The organism is Mesorhizobium sp. M0633 (assembly GCF_040320645.1).
Taxonomy (GTDB): Bacteria; Pseudomonadota; Alphaproteobacteria; order Rhizobiales; family Rhizobiaceae; genus Mesorhizobium.
The window spans coordinates 1-19,666 of the sequence record NZ_JAMYQC010000008.1 but is presented as its reverse complement, the minus strand read 5'-3'; the positions used below and the strand labels follow the sequence as shown (position 1 = coordinate 19,666).

Below are 19,666 nucleotides of genomic sequence, written 5' to 3'. Positions count from 1 at the left end.
CGCCGCCTACCTCGTGTTCTCAGCAAGGACACCGTCTTTCACGCCCGTCCAAGCGGGGCATGCTGGTCGGGGTCCTCGTTGAAAATTCCCGAGAAATTCATGATCATCCCATCCAAATCGTCATGAGGGCTCAAAGCAGGTCCCGCAAGAACATTTGGCTGAAGCCGATTTGCTGCCCAAAGGCGTTCATCGTGATCAACTGCCTCGAACATCGACCAAGCTCCGCTCACGAGGTTGTACATTTGGGTGGCGGACAGGGGAGGGCACCCGAGGGCTTGGACCAGGCTGCCCAGAGATGACTTGAGGGCTCCACGGGTTTTTGCCAAAACTGCCGCTTCTATCAACTCAGCGGGCGCCTGGATCGACATAAACGCGGGGTTCGAGCTTTGCGATAGCAACTCGGGTAAGGTGACCGAGACGCTCCCAAAGGGACTGGGCCATGTCGCCCTGCTGTCACTGGCAGGCCTTCCCGGACCAGGTGTTTCTCCCAACTCTGCCTGAATCAGTTCGTGCGCAAGCTTCCCCAAAAAATCAATTCGCAGCTGGGAAGAGTAGGCTCGACCCTGGTCGAGTGCCGTCATTGGATTTGGGGAATCAGCAATACGCCGTAGATATGGATTATTGCCCTGTCCGTTAGCCAGTTTTTCAGAAGCGCGAGCCTTTAGAACGGGGCTGAGTGCCCCATCCTGGAGCTCCCATGGGGAATAGACATGCAGGCCAGTGGCTTCTTCAGCCTCCCTCACACCGAGCGGCGATCGGCCGATCCTGCCACTAATTGCAAGTACCTTGTGGCCAGCAGCGCGGAGGGTATCAACTCCATACTTTGCTCCCATCGCGTCATAGGAAGCGAAAATCGCGCCAAGAGCCATGCTCCGAAAAGATTCAGCCAGAATTAGCTCGGAAGTTTCCTTCTGCTGCAGCCCATCGGCAATCTCAATAACAGCGACGTCACATCCATTTTCAGCGGCATGGTTCAGTAGGCGGAACGCGCCCTTCTCAATCAACTCTACCGGGGCTAAATACGTCGTTGCAAATCCGGCATCTGTGAAATCAAGAACGATGTCGGCTCCGGCATCCCGCACAATCCAAGTGTCGCCACCCGAGCCAGTTCCTGTAATTTTCAGTGCCGCGACCTTCAGTCCCGCCTTTTTGAACCCTCGGACCAATGACGTTGCCGTCAATGTCTTGCCGGCGTTCATTGACGTCCCAAGCGACAGAACAATCGGCAGGGAAGGGGGCAAATCGTCGGAGCTGACCTTGTAATCCCACACGTTTAGCCGGCGACCGAATTTGTCGCCAATCAGGCCGAGAGGGGTGATCTTGGTTGGCGCCAGCATGCGAGCATGCCTGGAAAGCTCACATGCCGCGATGCCGCCCCCCGCTACCAAGTCGCACGGCCCCAGATCGGGGCCTATTACCGCCTCGAACTGGTCAGGAGCGTACCTGTTTCCATAACAGAGGATTATCTCATCTCCGCGAAACATGATCGCCTTTCGCCCGCAGATGAGCTCCAGTCTGCTGTGATTGCCGAGTTCATCAACGCGCGCCAAAACAAGATCGCCAGCGACGGGCTGTATAGGTCCGGTAACGAGTGTGCGCATGTGAGATGCGGCGACCCGGCGGGTGGCGAATGCTCGTTTAGCTCTCTTCAGGCGCCCGCGCTTAATTCTTGAAACGGACATGAACCCCCCCAACTTACATTTGGATGGCATTTAGAAGTCTTTTCTGTTCTATGTATAAGATTAAGCCCTTTTCTATACTCCTCTCCGTTTGCAATCGATTATCCAATAACCAATATGATTGGATAAATATGATTAGATAAATAGCATTAGATGCCTAAAATACATACCCAAGCTGACGACTTTTAACGGCTATTAACACTATAATGTCTGGATCTCTGCCATTCGAATGCATGACGACATCTCCCCGCGAGGCCACATACCATCCAGCTGCATTGTCCGGATCAGGCCGGCGGGAAATCCACTGGTCTTTCAAGAGAATAAGAACGCGACTTCCGGATGCTGCGGCCGTAGCGTTTAGGCTGAACGCGGGGGATCAGAGATAAAGCGTGCTTAAATGTGGTGGAATGCGCCACATCTTCGCCCCTTCACATCGGGTCTTGCCGAAGCCGCTCATGCCCATCGATGCGATGCCCGTTTCGAGATGCATTTGAAGTGGCTGCAGCGGAAGCGTGGTCAGGAAGTCTGTATTGTGGGAGACGGTCGAAAAGCAGGCGGAGCGTGAACATCCGGGGTCAAAAGTGGGGTTATGGTCAGCCTATCTGAAGAGTTTGGACAACTTGAGATTGTCAGTTTTAAGGTGCTATCGGGACTTAACGTGCATAGCACGAACACGGTGGTCAAATTAACCCTGAATATCGGGCGGCTAGCGGTTTCTTGCATCTCCGATTTTACTGCGCTGGCTCGCTCAGCGCTGTCCGAAATGTTTCCCGGTTGTGCACAAAACGCTTTGGTCCCTCGCTACATTGCCGACGCAATCCTGTCCGCTGATCTTGAGCTTCGCCGCGCGATGAATTTCTATTCGTTTTCGCCGACGGCGTCGCTAATAGGCGATCCGTCCGAAAGCCATCTTGCAATCGTTTGGGAGTCGGATGACCCGCAGATGTCGCGCGCGGCTGCTTCGGCTGTCGTTGACGCGATTGGTGAGGCGGCGCGAGGCGAGGACGGGGCAGCGAAATACGCTCAGACTCGGGAGCTAAACCTGGAAAGGGCGAAGAGACGACGTCTTTCAAATTCGACCGCTGTGCTTGTAGCTGCAGCTAAGAGAAATCACATCCCGTTCGAATTCATTGCCCGTAACCACCTTCGCCTTGGCCAAGGCAAGCACCAGAAGCAGCTGTTCTCGACGATATCGGGTTCTACATCGTTTGCGTCGGCGAAGGTGGCCTTGGACAAAAGGCTGGGCAACAGACTTTTGGCGCAAGCGGGGATCCCAGTACCCCGTCAGATTACCGTTCGCACCAAACCTGAGGCCGTCGCTGCCGCCAAACAGCTGGGTAAGACCGTCGTGGTCAAACCGGTTCAGGGAAATCAGGGGCGGGGAGTCTCGGTTAAACTGCGGGGACGCCGTGCAGTTGAGGCTGCATTCGATATAGCGCACGACGTCACTCAGTCAGAGCGGTTTGGCGTCTTGGTTGAGCAGTTCATCGCCGGCCCGGAATTTCGAGCGACAGTCGTTGACTATCATCTCGTGGCGGCGGTCATGTGTTGCCCCCCCCAAGTCGTTGGCGACGGTGAAAAAACGATAGTTGACCTGATTCATGATTTGAACCGAGAACCCGACAGAGACGGGAGACGTCTTTCTCCTGTAGAGATTGACGATGAGCTGCTACGGCACCTAGCCTTGCGTCGTCTTACGCTGGAGTCCGTCCCAATTTCCGGGCAGCCTTTGGTTCTCCGACCTACCGGCCACCTCGCCCGTGGAGGCGTCCCGGTCGATGTTACAAACTCCGTTCATCCAGATAACAGGCAACTGTGCGAGCGCATCGTGAGAGTCATCGGCCTTAACATTGCCGGGATAGATCTCATCATGCCCGATATTGCAAGATCATACAAAGAGGTCGGGTGTACTGTCATCGAGGTAAATGCACGGCCGGGGATCGAGTTTCATCTTTGGCCGCGAGCGGGGACCTCGAGAGATGTGAGTGAGATAATCCTGGCCAATATGTACAATGAGCCGGGCTCTTCGGAAATTGCCACCGTACTCGTCATCGGCGATCGACACACTGGTGCGGTGGCGACAGCAATCGATCATCGGTTCCAGGCGGAAGGGCGAAGAGTTGGTCTCTTGTCGAAAAGAGGCGCTTACATCAACACTGTACCCCAGGAATTTGGGCGGCGGACAACCCCGCAAATGCTGGCCAGAGACCCGTTCCTGGAAGCCCTGGTTTATGCAGCCTCTCCGGACAGACTTTGGGCGAGCGGTCTTTGTCTGGGTGCTTGCCGTGCGGTCTCGATGACTCGAACGGATGCAGACAATGGTACAGTTCTCGAAGATCTCGCTCAGCGAGTGTTGCAGTGCGGAAACCAGGGCTATTTCATTGTCAACAGCGAAGATGAATGGCCCCGCCGTGCGCTGTCGACCTTGCCGATCACACGACTAATATTGGTCAGTTCCGAGCCTGATACTGATACCGACCTACGTCGGCACCTACAGAGTGGTGGTTTGGTTCTAACTTTGAGATGGAGCACTGACGGATCGGGTGCCAAAATGGCGCTTTTGTCGAGATCTGGTGAGCTAGCCGCGGAACCCCTCGCATCTATGTCTCAGTCGCGGCCACCGCAAATAAAGGCTGCCATGCACGCAATGGCAATGTCGTATTTGGCAAAAAAGGATGGCTGGTTCGATGAAGTGGCCCCGTTTCCGTCAGTTCGGCCCGAGACGAACGACGTTCGATAGCAGTGATGAGTTTATCGATTCTGCTCAAGCTAAGGAGAGTAAGGTTATGAACACTGTTTCGCCGATTGCAACACCGAGTGTTTCGCTAAGTGATGCGGCGACACTCGTTGCTTTGACTTTGAAACGCACCACAAACAAAGCGGGACAGCCGCGAACCCGTGCAAGAATGTCGTACAAGACATTCAGGCGCCTGACCGGACGGCGTGTCGGCGGGGCGGCGTTCGTGAGAGGCTTCACGGAGGAATTGTTGAAGCTAGGCTGGCTGATGGTCCGTATGCCATCGGCTTACGGCTTCGTGCGCGCCGCCTCCCTCGACAAGTGGCGTCTCATAAAATCAAATATGGTCGCGGAAGAACTTAAGGTGATTAAGGAGGGATCTGCGGCGAAGGCATTGGAGAGCGCTCGGCAAGAGCTCGCTGGATCGGGTGAGAATAACGGTTCAGCAGGCGGCCTCAGTAAGGCAGTTCGAATAAGCGGAGAGAAGAAAAAGCCGGTCGCAAGCATCGGATAGATGTGCCTCGTCAGGAGATTGATTTGTGTAGCCCCCATCAGGGGCAGGCGAATTGAGGCCAAAACGCTGCCGGAAGCTGGGCTGCAGACTCGGATCCAGCTTCCCACCATGGAGCGAAAATGCGGCCTCAGAGCATGTTGAAGGACAATCTCCACGCCCTGTAGAGAGTTGGCCTCAGGGCAACCGACGGCATGTCCTTTCGATCAATTTCAGCACCCGTCGGCGAAAGGTTCGCAGGATTGCGGAGCGCAAGACTTGTGAATTCTTGCGTCTCAGCGTTCGCAGAAGAAGCAGTAGCTTTGGGGAAAAAGATGGCGACTGGATCTGTTTACGTCTGGGAGCGTTGCGATTCAGATTTTACTGGCGGCCGGGTGCATTCAACCGAGGTCGAACTGCCTTATCTTTGCCAAAACACGGGGAGGCAAGGGCTGCGTGGGCGGTACGTGGACGTAATCGGTCATCCAGCCACGGATGTTCACTGGCCCACGGGTGAGATGGGCGAAGCACTGCCCGACAAGCAAGGTAACTATGTTTTCAAGCCTTTCGGCGGCGGAATTCTTGGTGAACAGGAAGGTTGTGAGGCCGCGGCACGCTTCGGCCAGGTCAACGTCTACTACCACGTCTCCTTGATAGCTCATCGAGTGAACGAAGTGCTGCGTTCACTCGGCGAGGGCCCGTTGCCGAAGGTCAGAGCGATCGTTAACGCGCACCAGCCGAAACAAGGGGGAGTTAACGGGGATCTGCTTAGGTTGGTGCCGGTCAAAGGGACCAAATACCGATATCCAGCAAGAATCGAAAATCTCGATGATTTTTCGATCCCCCTCTGTGGGGAATTGCTGTTCGGCCCGGGGCGTGCAGTCACAGCGGAAGGGTGGCTTCCACGAATTTCAGGCGGTGCTTATCTGTGCGACCCCTCGCACAATGCCAGTTTCATATATCAGGCATTCGGGTTTCACGTGGTGCGCCATACCGCTGACATCCAAGCTGACAGGCTGCATGCACCGCGCGCCAGTTTCAGTAAGCCTGGTCCCCTTGAGTACGCCTTGAGCGCATACTTTGCGGCCGCGATGCTGTCGACTCCCTACGTATGGTGTTGGCACCTCCGTCATGATGCCGAGTTCGTACCATCGGATACTCTTGCCAATGATTCGCGTATGGACGACGCCGAGATGCCACCGCCGGAGGCGCTGGTCGCGCAAGTCATAGCGGCGACAATGTGGGACCTACACAAGGCTTTTCCGGGAGACGAACTTACTTGCATTTCGTTAGTTGTAGCTGCCCTTTTGGCGCTGGGACGACTTTCTGATAGCCCGTATGCTCCTTCCGGAATTCGAACGCGCGCCCTCAGGTCACTTCCGAAGAGCTTTGCCTCGTGTTTGCTTCATGCAGACCGAATGAGATTCAGCAGCCGTTACGAAACACTGATCCGAAGCGTTTTTGAGAAGCGTGGGATCGGCTTTAGTTCTTCAGCGGTTGAGACATTGTTGGCCCCCTCCGTTCAGCCACCCCTTTACCGCCTCAGTGAATCGGAAGAAGTCCGGCGCCATGTTGTAAAAATTCGCGAGAAGTTTTCAGAGGTCATAATTCCGGATGACATCGATCTCATCGACCCGGACCAACTTGAACAGTTCCTCTCTTCGTCCGCCAGCGCTCCGTACCATTTGGCGGCGGTCGGAGATGTGATGACCGGGATGCGGATGCGTCATCGTATCCGTAGGTTTGGCCCAGACTATGCCTTCGCCTGGGTCAGGCCGATCTTTAGACGCTGCGCTTTGATAACGGGAAACCTTGAGGGGCCGTTCTCCACCATCTCTGAGAAAGCAGATACCACTCGGAACTACTCATACAAAGTCGACCCCAAGTCAGCCTCTGTCTTACGTCGTGCAGGCTTCGCTGCCATGACTGTCGCGAATAACCACATTCAAGACTGCGGTCGGGGTGGCGTGGTTGAGACGCTAGCCACGTTAGAGCGACAGTATATCCAACCGTACGGTGGTGGTAGGAACCAGAGCTCTGCTTACCACCCCGCGATTTTTGATGGCGCAGATATCCGCATCGGACTTCTCGGATATTACTGGAACCGTCGAACAGCGGCTCGTGGCGAACTTCCAGGCTCCGCACAAGATGTGCCCGAATTCATCGAGCGTGATCTGGCCCAACTTCGTCCACTGGTCGATCGGATCGCCGTGATGGTACATTGGGGTTTGCCATACCAGCGCCAACCTACCGAGCAAGACCGCATGAAAGCACGGCTATTTATCGACCTGGGTGCGGACGCAGTCATCGGCCATCATCCCCACATCCTTCAGCCGATCGAGATTTATAACGGTCGGCCGATATTATACAGTGTCGGCAATTTTGCATTTGGGTCCGGAAACAGCAAAGGGGAGTCCATTCTGCCTTGCTTCCACTTTAGTGCGAAGCAGATCCGTTTAGATATTTATCCAGTTTACGTTCAAAACAGAGATCCGCGCCTCGACTACCAACCAAAGATAATGGGAGGAGCAGCCGGTCGCGCGACAATCGACCGGTTGCTGGCGTTGTCGCCTGGACTCGCCGATGTTGTCGTAGCCGTTCAAGACAGATGCCTTAGATTGGCCATCCCTGCACTGGCGTGAGGCTCCGAAGCTCATGCGTATGCCGTACGCGGATTTGCACTGGGTTCCTCGATCGCAATGGCGGCGCGAGCGATACGTGCCGACAAAACAAGGAGCCGATACCCTGTCACGCAGGAGGTGCCGCGGAGGCGTCGCTTGCGAACATTGCGAGGACCAGACGTGGAGAAACGAACTCTTTACTGCTCAGCCGGTTTTGATTTGTTTAGCTGCCGCTAATGGGATATGTCATCCCTGCGGGATCGTCCATGGGAGCGACAGGTGCGATTTCTAATCCGTCTGTTAGGGGCAGTCGTCTTAGGCTGTAGTCTGACGTATTCAGGCCAAGTACTTGCCTGGAAGGTCGGCAAAGGTACGACCTCAGCAACTATTAACGGTATAAAGTTGACAGTATACACCTATCATCCGAAGAACTGTGCCAGTCCATCGATCCTGTTCGTGTTCCATGGACTAAGCCGAACGGCCGAATCCTACCGAGACTACGCGCAGCCTCTTGCGGATCGAAATTGCCTGATCGTTATGGCGCCGCTTTTCGACCTGGAAAGGTTCCCAGGCTGGAGCTATCAGCGGGGAGGCATTGTCAACTCGGGCACAATTCAACCTCGGGACAGGTGGACTGTCTGGTACGTGAAGGGCTTGGTAAACTGGGCGAGGGCCCGAGAGGGGCTGCCGACTGCGCAGTATTACCTTTTTGGGCACTCGGCGGGAGGTCAATTCATGTCGCGTGTTGCAGCATTTGCCTTGTCGGATGCCAAGAGAGTGGTCGTAGCCAATCCGTCGACCTACGTATTGCCCTCGCTAGCAGAGGCGGCAGCCTACGGGCTGGGATGTCTCTCCTCGGGTTGCGTCTATACGCCGGATCAAGCCTCTCAGGAGTTGAAGGCCTATCTGGCTTTGCCTCTAACGATCTATCTTGGAGAAGACGACACTGGCGATGTCGATCTAAACGAAAGCGCAGCTGCTATGCGCCAAGGAGAGACGCGTTTGGATCGGGGGCAATTCACTTTTGAGCTGGCGCAAGCTGTCGCGACCGCTAACGGGTGGCCTTTCAATTGGCGTCTCGTGATTTTGCCGGGTGTCGGACATTCGGCACGCGACTTGTTGCAGTCTGACCAGGCTCAGCAAGTCTTCGGCCTTAAGTAAAGAATTAGCACATCGCTGACTTCAAGGTCTGCCGCGTTTCACTCAGCTCAATGAGCAGCGAGACAGCTTGCATCGCCTTTTTGCCGAGCGTGAATTGCCGCTGCGTTTTGTTGTTCTAATTTAGTAAATTCTAAACCATCTTCGGTCTAAGTTGCTCTTAAGAGAGGGCTTCTGGATGCGGAGACTGAAAGATCTGCCGCCCGAAAAACGGGGGAACTTTGCCGTCGCGATGGCCTTAATGGTGGTGCCACTGGGCTTGGCCCTCGGCCTTAGCATTGACTTTACCAACGCCGCTTCCTGGAGATCCAAGCTGCAGGAGATAGCCGATTCGGCGGCTCTTGTTGCTGTCGAGAGCGATGGAGGAAACGAAGCAGCCGTCCAGGCCGCGAAGAATTGGGCGCTGGCCAATGGCTCCTTCGTGACCGGCGCTGTCGTTGGGGTGAGCATCACCACTCCTTCTGCTGGGACGCGAGAGGCGGCGGTTGAAATCTCAGCTGGAATGCCAACCGCTTTCATGAGTCTTGCTGGAATTCGGAGCATTAACCTTCACGCGGCGGCAACGGCCCGAAAAGCCGCGCCGGATTATTGCTTCTATGTCCTCGATCCTGCCTCAAATGGAGCGCTGACGGTAATGGGTTCCGGGGGGCTTTCGGTGCCAAACTGCGGTATCCAAGTGAATTCCTCCAGTCCAAGGGCACTGAGGCACGTTGGAACCGGAAAGATTGTCGCCAGAAAAATCTCTATAGTGGGCAATTACCAAGGCGGCGGTTACACCATCATCCCGAAAACCAACCAACCCGAACTTGCAGACCCCCTTGTCGATCTACCGCAGCCCGTTCCACCGAACGGCTGCGACTACAGTGATCAGATGCTGACCGATGTTACCATTCCGGCCGGCCGGGTGTTCTGTGGAAACATCGATCTCGATGGAAATGTCGTTCTTTCTCCCGGAGTTCACTATTTTCAGAACGCAACAGTGAGCATCGGCAGCCATGTGAATCTCTCGGGCGACGAAGTCACGATATTCGTTGACTCCGAGTCAAGCATTATTCAGTCAGCAGGCAAAGGTGGCGTAAGGATTTCGGCTCCCACGAGCGGCATTTACGCTGGCATCGCTATCTTCGGGTCACGCACAGTTACGCCCTCTGTGCCAACGGTCTCATTGTCCGGAAACAAAAACTACTTAATTGAAGGGGCTATCTACCTGCCCCATCATCGTTTTCGGATGAGAGGGACAACAGACCTGAAGTCGACTGCCAACTCAGGTTGGATTGTTGCGTGGCAATTTTTCTATAGTGGCAACTCGAGCGTGGCCCTGGACTGGTATGGTGCGACTCCGCCGAAAGGCCTTGGAGACTTAGGAATAGTGCTCCTTCGCTGAAGCAATACTGATGTCAGTGCTCGGCACAGGGCTATATCTTTGTTGTTGCTGCATTGGGCTCGGACCAACCAACCATTCCGGGCGGCTGCCGTTATATGCATGGCCGAAATGACCGAGCGGGGCATGACTGTGCGCAGCTCTTCGGTTGGCGGCGTCCAGCCGGCGCTACCCTGGTCACCCGGAGGCAGCACAGATCGAATCAGGCGGCGAAGCACAATTTTCCGCCAAGTGCCTGAGACTGTTTGGTTGTGGAACCAGTCATGGGCGGAGCTGATCTCCGGTCAATTTTTCTGCTTTGGTCCAAAAAAACAGCGAAATTCGACGTATATCGCGGCGGACTAGCGTCCAAATTGCCGGCGCAAGCGAGTTACAACTTCATGCAGACCCATGGCATTCGAAGCTTTCACAAGAAGGCGGTCCTTCGCGCGCAGGATAGTGGCGAGCTCGGGCAACACATCGTCTGCTGTCGCGAAGTGTGGGCCGAGGAGGTACTCCGGCAGGGCACGACGGAGATATGTCATCTGCGTCCCAACCGTCATCACCATATCCAGATCGGCCGCGAGAACGGGTTCCGCCAGACCGGCGTGAAATTCGGCCGATCGTGGCCCGAGTTCCCGCATGTCGCCAAGAAGGGCAAGCTTTCGGCCCCCACTTGCGCGCTTCCCCTCAGCGAGTGCCGCCAGCACGGCGGCCACCGATGTCGGATTCGCGTTGTAGGCCTCATCGACGACATGGACCTCGCCGGACGCGAGGGCGATGCGTATGACTTCGCCACGTCCGTGGATGGCCTGCACCTCCCCGAGCGCGTTGGTCGCAGCTCCCAGATCAAGGCCGAGCGAATCGACAGCCGCCAGCGCGCTGAGGCTGTTGACTGCCATGTGCCGCCCTGGATTACCTAGCTTGTAGGCGAAATCCCGGCCCTTCAGGACCGCACGCACCAGTTGATCTTCGTGCGAATAGTCCACGAGCCGGTAGTCGGCCTTAGCATGTCCACCGAAGGACACGACCTTCGCCCCGAACGACAGCGCGCGGGCTCGGAGATATTCGAAATGCTCGGAATCCCGAGGCATGATCGCAGTGCCGCCCTCAGCGACATCGTACAGGCGGGCTTTCAACTTGGCGATGGCCTCACGCGAGCCGTACTCTTCGAGATGGGCGTCGCCGATCGTCGTGATAAGAGCGACATGCGGCTTGAGCGCAGATACCTCAAGGAGCCGCCGAAAAAAGCCAATCGACACCTCGACAGCGTGGATGCCATCAGGGGGAAGGTTGGCGATCAGGCCGAGCACGCCGGAGACGGTATTGAAGTTTTCGCCCGGAAAAGGTGGATAACCAGCTGCGGTGAGAATGACGTTGATCATCGCCGTGGTGCTCGTCTTGCCGACGCTGCCGCCAACCGCGATCAGGCGTCCGCCGTAAGCAGACCGCGCTCGCTCGGCGAGATACTTCATGGCGACGCGGACCGAAGCCACCCGGAGCAACGGCAAGCCTTCGAAGTTGGGCCGGTACTCTCGGTCCGCGAGGAGCGCGAGCCCCTGTCGCCTGAAGCGCCTGATCTTCCTGGGGTGTACTCCGTAACGGTAGGTGCCAACGCGCGGGATGACGAGCGCGCCGGGGCCGATCAGTGCGTCGCAGAAGGCTATGCAGTCGGTCGTCCAGGCTTCCGGCAACTCGCCTTCCCATATGCCTCCGGTGATATCCGCAAGCTCAGCCTTCGTCCAAGGGTGCATTTCTCCCCCTGTCCCGCCGATCGACCCGAATCACGTTAACCCGCGCCCCGGCCACCTTGAATAGGTGGCCGTCCGACATCCCTGTCCTGTGGTTCGATCACTTTCAGCCAATTCCGCTCAATGTGCAATGGTTCCGGGTACCACCTGAGACCTTTGCCGGGTTCAAAGCGGCCTTCGCCAAGCCCGCTACTTTAACGACCACATCCGCAATCACTTTTGAGATCGTCTGGTTGGAACCGATCACGATCTTGGATGAGCGAAACCATCTGTTCGAACGCTAGTCACCTATTCATCGAGTTCAACGGCTCATGGTCGGGGAGACAGTGATGCAGCACCTCGCCAAGGTTTCGCTTGTCGAACGTCTGGCCACAAACGGGGCAGAACTCGAAATATCCTGCTTCGTCGTTGGCCGGCGGCCCGTGGCGCTTGCCCTTGATGCCGGTTGCGGGGTTGTTGGTTCGATCTCGTCTCACGTTGGTCGCCACCGCACGTAACTTTCATGGGGACGGGCCGACAGCCGATCGGGGGTTCCAGCGGGCCGCCGGGCCTACCGGCTGCCAGTGGCGCTGCCGGGTAGAGTCAATTGTAGGCCATTTCATGCGTCATTACTAATACAATAAAATGATAGCGTTCCGTTCCTCTAGCCGCCAGACCGGGCGCGTCCATTCCCCCTATGATGCGGACTTTGGTGGACAATCCGCCCTAAGGGGACGGATGGACACACGAGTCGAGTTCGACCTCGTGATCGATGATGCCGATGTTCGCATTCTTACTCGCCGCGGTCTCGATTGAACGACGAAGTAGCGAGACCTTTCGGCGCCGCCAAGGAGACGTCGACGCTGACGGTCGGTAGCGGCTGCCGTCCGTCGTCTCGGTGCGTCGAAAAACGGGCAAGTTGATTGGGAACAACGATTACCTACCTCGATTTAGGCATCGTAGCGCCGCGCTTCGCAGCGATTTTGGGCCGCTTCGCCCTTGGAATATGTGTGCCCAAAGTCTGAAGGTCTGCGAAATTCGCCGTACTTATTTCGCAAAAATCCTGCAAAAAAGTACGGCGATTTCGCGCTAAGTACTTGAAAAACATGGTGATCCCGACAGGAATCGAACCTGTGACCTACAGATTAGGAATCTGCCGCTCTATCCTACTGAGCTACGGGACCATCGCGCCCGACACATAACCGCTTCGGGACGTTTCGCCAAGAGGCAGCTAGGCAGCTCGCTTGGGTTCGACCGCGAACGGGCTCAGGCCCAGCCAGGTCTGCATTTTACGGGCGATATCCTGGTCTCCCGTCAAGATGACTTTCGTCCCTGCCTTCTCGACGGTGATCAGCCCCATCCAGATTTCGGTCATGGTGTGCAGGTCGGTCGAGACGTAGAGATCGACATCGAAGCCCGGGTCGTACCAGCAGAGGTCGACCTCGCCGTGCTTCTCGACGATCAGCCACCACGACCGTTTCGAGGCGGGGAGCTCCTGATACAGAAATTGTATCACCGTGCGCCCGTCGGGCAGCGGCGACGCGTTGAGGTTGCGCCGCATGTCCCACATCAGCAGCGACGGATCGAGGTTCTTCAGCGACAGCCGCGACTCGACCCATTTCTGCCCCCAAAAGCCCATCGCCTCGACAACGGAACGCAGATCCCTGCCTGCCTCGGTCATCCGGTATTCGAAGATGCCTTTCTCGCCGCGCACCTCCTTGCGCTCGACGATCCCGGCCAGCTCGAGCTCCTTGAGGCGTTGCGACAGAAGGGTCGGCGACATTTTGGGGACGCCGCGGCGCAGATCGTTGAAACGGGTCGAGCCCGCCACCAATTCGCGAAGCAGAACCATGGTCCAGCGGGTGCACAGCACCTCGGCGGCCATCGATAGCGGGCAGAACTGCTTGTATCCGGACTGGGTCATGATGTTGCCTTCCCCTCAAACTCAGCCGGGATCATAGGCCTTCCCCGGCGGCACGGCGAGTACAGAAACTGTACCGGCCCAGTGTGGTGGATTTGAAGTTCCTGCTTTCTGGGTGGCATCAGCGTTAGGAACTTCAAATCCAAAACCACACTGGAATTCCAAGCACTTGCTGGTGTGGCTTTTGAATCCGAAATTCGCTCGCTGCGTTGCTCCAAAAGTGAATGCGAATTTCGGATTCGCCACACCAGTACAGATCGCGGACTGGCTGGCGCCGGCCTTGCCGTGCGAGCCCTTGGCCGCTGCACGGGATACCCCTGTGCACGACCAGGAGACATGACCCATGACCGCTTACGTTATCGCAGACATCAAGGTGAGGGACCCGAAGTGGATGCCGGCCTATGCCGCGTCGGTCCACGACCTCGTTCACAAGCACGGCGGCAGATATCTGTCGCGCAGCGGCAATGTGAAGACGCTCGAAGGCAAGCCGCTCGACACGACGCTGATTGCCTTGATGGCGTTCCCGACCGAGGCCGCGGCGCGCGCCTTCACCGACGATCCTGCCTACGCGCCGTTCGTTTCGGCCCGTCAGGGCGGCAGCGACAGCCGTTTCCAGCTGATCGACAATTCCGATCTGGCCGGAACCATCCCCTATCTGCCGAAGGGATGATAGGCATTCGTCGCATCGGGACAGGGATCTCCCAGCAACAACAGCCACAGCGCCCACCTGCCGGACCTCCTTACTTCCGGCGGCCGGCCGGGCTGTGCTTTTCAAGAAGAATGGAATGACTATGACAATCAACTTTCGCAACAAGTTCCTCGCTGCCGCGGCGCTGCTGTCGGCCTGCACCGCGCTGGCGCAGGCGCATCAGGCAGCGCCCGCGTCCGGTCCCAATCCGCTGGCCGACAAGGTACGCGCCGCCAACAGCCGCTTCGAGAATGTGGCGGCGGCGACCGCCGAGGGCTATGCGCCGATTCCCTGCGCCAGCGGCATCACCGGCGGCCATGGGCATCCACTATGTCAATCCCGGCTACCTCAAGGACGACGCGGTCGATGTCGCCAAGCCCGAAGCGGTGATGTACGAGCCGATGGCCGACGGCACGCTAAAACTGATCGCCGTCGAATACATCACCTCGAAAGGCCCAGCCTCGCTCGATGGACATCTGTTCAACTTCAACAGCGCGCCCAACCGCTATGGCCTCGGCCCGTTCTACGAGCTGCATGTCTGGGCCTGGAAGGGCAACCCGACCGGCGCGTTCGCGGATATGAACCCGAACGTGTCGTGCGAACCGACGACTGCTGCCAGCCAGTAAGCAGCCGAGCCAGGCGGCGCCAACGCCGCCTGGCCGAATGTGGGAGCAGGCCCCAAAGAGGTCGGGATAGCGGAACTTTCGGGACGCCGGCGCGCTTTAGTGTCCCGAAGGAGACACCGCATGAGCGCCACCAAAGAGTTCTTTCAAACGTGGCTGCAGGAGAATGTCGGCAATTTGCCGGCCGAGAGCGAGGTGAGCGTCGCCGTTCTGGCGCAGCAATTCGAGCAGGACGCCGACGCTGCCGGCTATGGCCACGAGGTTCGCGAAGACGAGCTCGGCAATATCCAGGAGGCGATCGAGGCAGCCCTGACGAAGGCGAGAACAGGCGAAGAGCCGCAGGCTGCCGACGACAATGAGCTGGCGCCGGTCATGGAGGCGCTGGAGGTCGAGGATCCGAAGAGCGGACCGTAGCGGTTGCGGCTCTTCCCTTCCACGCTACATGACCGGGCATAATGGATGCCAAACACCTCACACTCGGCGTCGTGATCGGCGTGGCTATCGGCGTCGTGTTGGACAACATTGTTGCGGGCATCGGTATAGGTATTGCTCTGGGCATTGCCTTCGGCCGTGCCCGGAAGTCGTCCGGCCGGAAGTGACCATCAGAACATGTCCTGCCCGGTTTTGCCGCCCAGAGGTGCGGCGGTTGCCGCACCGCCGATGCCGAATGGCTACGCCGCCAGCGCTGTTTCCGCCAGCTTCACCCAATAGCTCATGCCGTGCGGGATGACCTCGTCGTTGAAGTCGTAGGCTGGGTTGTGCAGGCCGGCGGTATCGCCATTGCCGATGAAGATGAAGGCGCCCGGCCGCGCTTCAAGCATGTAGGAGAAATCCTCGCCGCCCATCACCGGCTGGATCGCGCGGTGCACATGGCTGTCGCCGGCGACGTCGGCCGCGATGTCGCTGGCAAAGACCGTCTCTTCCGGATGGTTGAAGGTAACGGGGTAATTGGCATTGTAATCAACCTCGATTGTCGCGCCGAAGGCAGCGCCCAGGCCTTGGCAAAGCGCGCGGATGCGCTCTTCGGCCTTCTTGGCGACCTCCTTCTTCAGCGTGCGTACGGTGCCGGCGATCTCGGCCGTCTCGGGAATGATGTTATAGGCGTCGCCGGCGTGGAATTTCGTCACCGAGACGACCACCGCCTCGACCGGATCGGTGCTGCGCGAGGCGATCGTCTGCAATGCGCCGACGAGTTGGCTGGTGATGACGATCGGATCGATGGTGCCGTGCGGCATCGCTGCGTGGCCGCCCCGGCCCTTGACGGTGATGGTGAATTCGGCGGTCGCCGCCATGATCGGGCCCGGCCTGATGGCGAACTGGCCGACCGGCAGGCCCGGCATGTTGTGCATGCCGAAAACCTTGGAGATACCGAAGCGCTCCATCATACCGTCCTTGACCATCTCGTTGCCGCCGCCGCCGCCCTCTTCGGCCGGCTGGAAGATGACCGCGACGGAGCCGGCGAAATTGCGCGTTTCGGCGAGGTATTTGGCGGCACCCAACAGCATCGCGGTGTGGCCGTCATGACCGCAGGCGTGCATCTTGCCGGGGACGGTCGAAGCATAGGATTTGCCGGTGATCTCGTTGAGCGGCAGGGCATCCATGTCGGCGCGCAGGCCGATGGTCGAGCCTTCGCCGTGGCGGCCGCGGATGATGCCGACGACGCCGGTCTTGCCCAAACCCGTCACGATATCGTCGCAGCCGAAAGCCTTCAGCTTCTCGGTGACGAAAGCGGCGGTCTTGAAGACGTCGAAATTCAGCTCCGGCGTCTGGTGCAAATGGCGGCGCCAGCCGGCCACCTCGTCCTGCATTTCGGCGGCTCGGTTCAGGATCGGCATGATGGTTCCATTTCGCTGTTGGAGCAGGCGGTCTTGGCCTGCTGCTTTGCAATTGTGCCTGCTGCCTTGCAACCATGCACGCTGCTTTGCATTGTGCTGCTGCTTCCACATTGTGATCGGCAGCACTTTGCCATGTTGACGTCACATAGAGTAAATAGCACCGCGACTGTGGTCCGGGAACAGAGGGCCGGACCATTATCCTGGCGACCGTGTAACGAAATCTTACGGAGCCAGGTGGGACTGCGGCAAGAGGCTATTTCGGTTTTCATGATGCGCTACAGGCATTTCCTCAAACTGTTGGTGGCGGGCACGGTGGTGCTTGCGGCGCTGGCCGGGCCTGCCTTGGCCAATCCGACAATCCTGTTCGACCTGAACAGCGGCAAGATCCTGCAGCACCAGGAGGCGTTCAGGCGCTGGTACCCGGCTTCGCTGACCAAGCTGATGACCGCCTATGTGGCGTTTCGGGCGATTGCCGCGGGCGAGGTCCAGCTCGATTCGCCGATCAAGGTAACGAAACATTCTGCCGGCGAGCCGCCGAGCAAAATGGGCTTCAAGCCGGGCTCGGTGATGCGGTTGGACAATGCGCTGAAGATGATGCTGGTCAAATCGGCCAACGATATCGCCATGGCGGTCGGCGAGAATATCGGCGGTTCGCAAGCGGCTTTCGCCGAACGCATGAACGCCGAAGCGCAGAGGCTCGGCATGAGCGGGTCCCATTTCGTCAATCCGAACGGGCTCTATTCGCCGGACCAGTATACGACAGCGCGCGATCTCGCTTTGCTGGTGATGGCGATTCGCAAGGAATTTCCGCAATATGCCCCCTGGTTCTCGATCGAAGGCCTTGCCGTCGGCAAGAAGGCGATCTCCAACTACAACCTGCTGATCGGCCGCTATCCGGGTGCCGACGGCATGAAGACGGGTTTCGTCTGCTCGTCCGGCTTCAACATGATCGGCTCGGCGACCCGCAACGGCCGCACCCTGGTCGCCGTAGTGCTCGGCGAGCAATCGGCCATTACCCGCGCCGAGGCGGCGGCAAAATTGCTCGACCAGGGCTTTGCAACGCCGGCGCCGAGCTGGCTGACGGTAGCGGCGCTGCCCGCCTATGGCGACACCATGTCGGCCAACGACATGAATGACGAAATCTGTAAGAAGAAGCCGGTCGAGGAGCAGTCGGAAACCGCACCCGCCGTCGGCGACAAGGGCAAGGACGTGCCGAAATCGCCCTATCAGGAAAAGCTCGACCATGTACCGACGCTGATCGCCGTCGGCCTCGGCGGCGCCACGGGACCGAAGCCAAAGGCGATGCTCGACGCCTCCGGGCAGGAATATGCCGACGTGCCGCTGCCGACATGGCGGCCGGACCGGGCGCCGCCGGCCGGCGCCGAGCCAGTTGTGGCCGGATCCGCCACCGCCGCGCAGGTCCAGCAGCCGGCCAAGGCGCTGAACTAGCCGCATGGCCGGCTTCCCGATCCCCGTTTCGGTGCTCACCGGCTTTCTCGGTGCCGGCAAGACGACGCTGCTCAACCGGCTGCTCCGGGATCCGGCGCTCGCCGACACCGCCGTCATCATCAACGAGTTCGGCGAGGTGGCGATCGACCATCTCCTGGTCGAGCAGGCCTCCGACGGCATCATCCAGCTCTCCGACGGCTGTCTCTGCTGCACGGTGCGCGGCGAACTGGTCGATACGCTGGCTGACCTCGTCGACCGCCTGCAGACCGGCCGCATCGACCGGCTTGCCCGCGTCATCGTCGAGACCACCGGGCTCGCCGATCCCGCCCCCGTACTGCAGTCGATCATGGCACACCCGGCCCTGGTCCAGGCCTTCCGGCTCGACGGCGTCATCACCCTGGTCGATGCCGTCAACGGCAATGCGACGCTCGATGCGCATGTCGAGGCGGTGAAGCAGGTGGCCGTCGCCGATCGCATCGTGCTCAGCAAGGCCGACCTGACCACGGATGCAGGCGATGTCGAGGCGTTGCGGGCGCGGCTCAGGCAGCTCAACCCGGGCGCCGTGGTGCTCGACGCGGGCGAGGCAAGCACCGCGACCCTGTTCGATAGCGGCCTCTACAATCCGGCCACCAAATCCGTCGATGTGCAGCGTTGGCTCGGCGAAGAAGCCGGCCACGACCATGACCACGGCGGGCATGACCACGGCGGGCATGATCACGACGGGCATGACCATGCCGACCATGATCACCATGACCACAGGCACGATTCCCGCGTGCGTTCGTATTCGCTGGTTCATGACGGGCCGGTGCCGTTTTCGGCAATCGAGATGTTCCTCGATCTGTTGCGCTCGGCGCATGGCGAGCGCCTTTTGCGGATGAAAGGCGTCATCGAGCTTGCAGAAGACCCGTCGCGGCCGCTGGTTATCCATGGCGTGCAGAAGATCCTGCATCCGCCGGTGCAACTGCCGGCCTGGCCGGACAGCCAGCGCGGCACCAGACTGGTGCTGATCACGCTCGACATGCCCGAAGACTATGTCCGGCGGCTGTTCGCCGCCTTCACCAACCGGCCGTCGATCGACACGCCGGATCGCGCAGCACTGGAAAGCAACCCGCTGGCTATTGCCGGATCGTGATCTCCCCCTTGAGGGGGAGATGTCGCCGAAGGCGACAGAGGGGGTCGCCTCGGCTGGCGCGACCCCCTGTGGGACGAAAGAAAAGGTTGGCGCTTCACGCGCGGCAACCCCCTCTGGCCTGCCGGCCATCTCCCCCTCAAGGAGGGCTTTGCACGGGAAGCGAAATCCTGGTTGGTGAGTTAATGGGGCTTTTTTGAAGGCCGGGAAAGCAGTTTTCGACGGCTTGGTATGGCATCGACCGGC

Annotated in this window: 14 protein-coding genes, 1 tRNA gene and 1 pseudogene; 11 read left to right on the top strand and 5 right to left on the bottom strand. The window is 58.6% G+C overall.

The features are described 5' to 3' along the window. Nucleotides 1-38: 38 nt before the first annotated feature. Nucleotides 39-1,601: a hypothetical protein gene (locus NKI47_RS10435; protein ID WP_352589759.1), complete on the bottom strand. Its 1,563-nt coding sequence runs from the start codon at nt 1,599-1,601 to the stop codon at nt 39-41. Nucleotides 1,602-2,337: 736 nt separating this feature from the next. Here NKI47_RS10435 and NKI47_RS10430 point away from each other — a divergent pair. From NKI47_RS10430 to NKI47_RS10410, 5 genes are all read left to right on the top strand, one after another. Then, the gene (locus NKI47_RS10430; protein WP_352589756.1) at nt 2,338-4,419 is read left to right on the top strand and encodes an ATP-grasp domain-containing protein; all 2,082 of its coding nucleotides are present in this window, start codon (nt 2,338-2,340) and stop codon (nt 4,417-4,419) included. Between the two features lie 46 nt (nt 4,420-4,465). Further along, nucleotides 4,466-4,930 (top strand): hypothetical protein, encoded by a 465-nt coding sequence (locus NKI47_RS10425; protein WP_352457629.1) that lies wholly within the window; start codon nt 4,466-4,468, stop codon nt 4,928-4,930. 311 nt (nt 4,931-5,241) lie between these two features. After that, nucleotides 5,242-7,548: a CapA family protein gene (locus NKI47_RS10420; protein ID WP_352589752.1), complete on the top strand. Its 2,307-nt coding sequence runs from the start codon at nt 5,242-5,244 to the stop codon at nt 7,546-7,548. 714 nt (nt 7,549-8,262) lie between these two features. Beyond that, entirely contained in the window at nt 8,263-8,688 is a 426-nt protein-coding gene (locus NKI47_RS10415; protein WP_352451186.1) for a hypothetical protein, read from the top strand. A 175-nt stretch (nt 8,689-8,863) separates the two neighbouring features. Next, entirely contained in the window at nt 8,864-10,069 is a 1,206-nt protein-coding gene (locus tag NKI47_RS10410; RefSeq protein ID WP_352574895.1) for a TadE/TadG family type IV pilus assembly protein, read from the top strand. A gap of 338 nt (nt 10,070-10,407) precedes the next feature. Here the strand turns inward: NKI47_RS10410 and NKI47_RS10405 are convergent, their stop codons facing one another. From NKI47_RS10405 to NKI47_RS10395, 3 genes are all read right to left on the bottom strand, one after another. Then, nucleotides 10,408-11,739 (bottom strand): UDP-N-acetylmuramoyl-tripeptide--D-alanyl-D-alanine ligase, encoded by a 1,332-nt coding sequence (locus NKI47_RS10405; RefSeq protein ID WP_352574897.1) that lies wholly within the window; start codon nt 11,737-11,739, stop codon nt 10,408-10,410. Between the two features lie 1,143 nt (nt 11,740-12,882). After that, a tRNA-Arg gene (locus NKI47_RS10400) sits at nt 12,883-12,959 on the bottom strand. A gap of 47 nt (nt 12,960-13,006) precedes the next feature. Beyond that, nucleotides 13,007-13,699: a winged helix-turn-helix transcriptional regulator gene (locus NKI47_RS10395; protein WP_023677872.1), complete on the bottom strand. Its 693-nt coding sequence runs from the start codon at nt 13,697-13,699 to the stop codon at nt 13,007-13,009. A gap of 340 nt (nt 13,700-14,039) precedes the next feature. Between NKI47_RS10395 and NKI47_RS10390 the strand changes: the two genes are divergently transcribed. From NKI47_RS10390 to NKI47_RS10375, 4 genes and pseudogenes are all read left to right on the top strand, one after another. Continuing rightward, nucleotides 14,040-14,366, top strand: coding sequence for a DUF1330 domain-containing protein (locus NKI47_RS10390; protein WP_023677873.1), 327 nt, complete (start codon nt 14,040-14,042; stop codon nt 14,364-14,366). A 115-nt stretch (nt 14,367-14,481) separates the two neighbouring features. Continuing rightward, a pseudogene (locus NKI47_RS10385) lies at nt 14,482-15,010 on the top strand (hypothetical protein). Between the two features lie 120 nt (nt 15,011-15,130). Then, nucleotides 15,131-15,421, top strand: a complete 291-nt coding sequence (locus NKI47_RS10380; protein WP_352457623.1) for a hypothetical protein — start codon at nt 15,131-15,133, stop codon at nt 15,419-15,421. A 41-nt stretch (nt 15,422-15,462) separates the two neighbouring features. Continuing rightward, entirely contained in the window at nt 15,463-15,606 is a 144-nt protein-coding gene (locus NKI47_RS10375; protein WP_352589747.1) for a glycine zipper domain-containing protein, read from the top strand. Between the two features lie 72 nt (nt 15,607-15,678). Here NKI47_RS10375 and NKI47_RS10370 read toward each other — a convergent pair whose 3' ends face one another. Beyond that, nucleotides 15,679-16,842, bottom strand: coding sequence for a M20 aminoacylase family protein (locus NKI47_RS10370; protein WP_352589744.1), 1,164 nt, complete (start codon nt 16,840-16,842; stop codon nt 15,679-15,681). A gap of 270 nt (nt 16,843-17,112) precedes the next feature. Between NKI47_RS10370 and NKI47_RS10365 the strand changes: the two genes are divergently transcribed. Next, the gene (locus tag NKI47_RS10365) at nt 17,113-18,291 is read left to right on the top strand and encodes a D-alanyl-D-alanine carboxypeptidase family protein (protein ID WP_352590062.1); all 1,179 of its coding nucleotides are present in this window, start codon (nt 17,113-17,115) and stop codon (nt 18,289-18,291) included. Nucleotides 18,292-18,295: 4 nt separating this feature from the next. Beyond that, nucleotides 18,296-19,423: a CobW family GTP-binding protein gene (locus NKI47_RS10360; RefSeq protein ID WP_352589741.1), complete on the top strand. Its 1,128-nt coding sequence runs from the start codon at nt 18,296-18,298 to the stop codon at nt 19,421-19,423. Nucleotides 19,424-19,666 lie beyond the last annotated feature (243 nt).

Bases quoted from the DNA above. Each gene is read 5' to 3' on its own strand.
- NKI47_RS10435 (WP_352589759.1), bottom strand. From the start codon at position 1,601: ATGCGCACACTCGTTACCGGACCTATACAGCCCGTCGCTGGCGATCTT.
- NKI47_RS10425 (WP_352457629.1), top strand. From the start codon at position 4,466: ATGAACACTGTTTCGCCGATTGCAACACCGAGTGTTTCGCTAAGTGAT.
- NKI47_RS10420 (WP_352589752.1), top strand. From the start codon at position 5,242: ATGGCGACTGGATCTGTTTACGTCTGGGAGCGTTGCGATTCAGATTTT.
- NKI47_RS10415 (WP_352451186.1), top strand. From the start codon at position 8,263: ATGTCGCGTGTTGCAGCATTTGCCTTGTCGGATGCCAAGAGAGTGGTC.
- NKI47_RS10410 (WP_352574895.1), top strand. From the start codon at position 8,864: ATGCGGAGACTGAAAGATCTGCCGCCCGAAAAACGGGGGAACTTTGCC.
- NKI47_RS10395 (WP_023677872.1), bottom strand. From the start codon at position 13,699: ATGACCCAGTCCGGATACAAGCAGTTCTGCCCGCTATCGATGGCCGCC.
- NKI47_RS10390 (WP_023677873.1), top strand. From the start codon at position 14,040: ATGACCGCTTACGTTATCGCAGACATCAAGGTGAGGGACCCGAAGTGG.
- NKI47_RS10380 (WP_352457623.1), top strand. From the start codon at position 15,131: ATGAGCGCCACCAAAGAGTTCTTTCAAACGTGGCTGCAGGAGAATGTC.
- NKI47_RS10375 (WP_352589747.1), top strand. From the start codon at position 15,463: ATGGATGCCAAACACCTCACACTCGGCGTCGTGATCGGCGTGGCTATC.
- NKI47_RS10370 (WP_352589744.1), bottom strand. From the start codon at position 16,842: ATGCCGATCCTGAACCGAGCCGCCGAAATGCAGGACGAGGTGGCCGGC.
- NKI47_RS10365 (WP_352590062.1), top strand. From the start codon at position 17,113: ATGCGCTACAGGCATTTCCTCAAACTGTTGGTGGCGGGCACGGTGGTG.
- NKI47_RS10360 (WP_352589741.1), top strand. From the start codon at position 18,296: ATGGCCGGCTTCCCGATCCCCGTTTCGGTGCTCACCGGCTTTCTCGGT.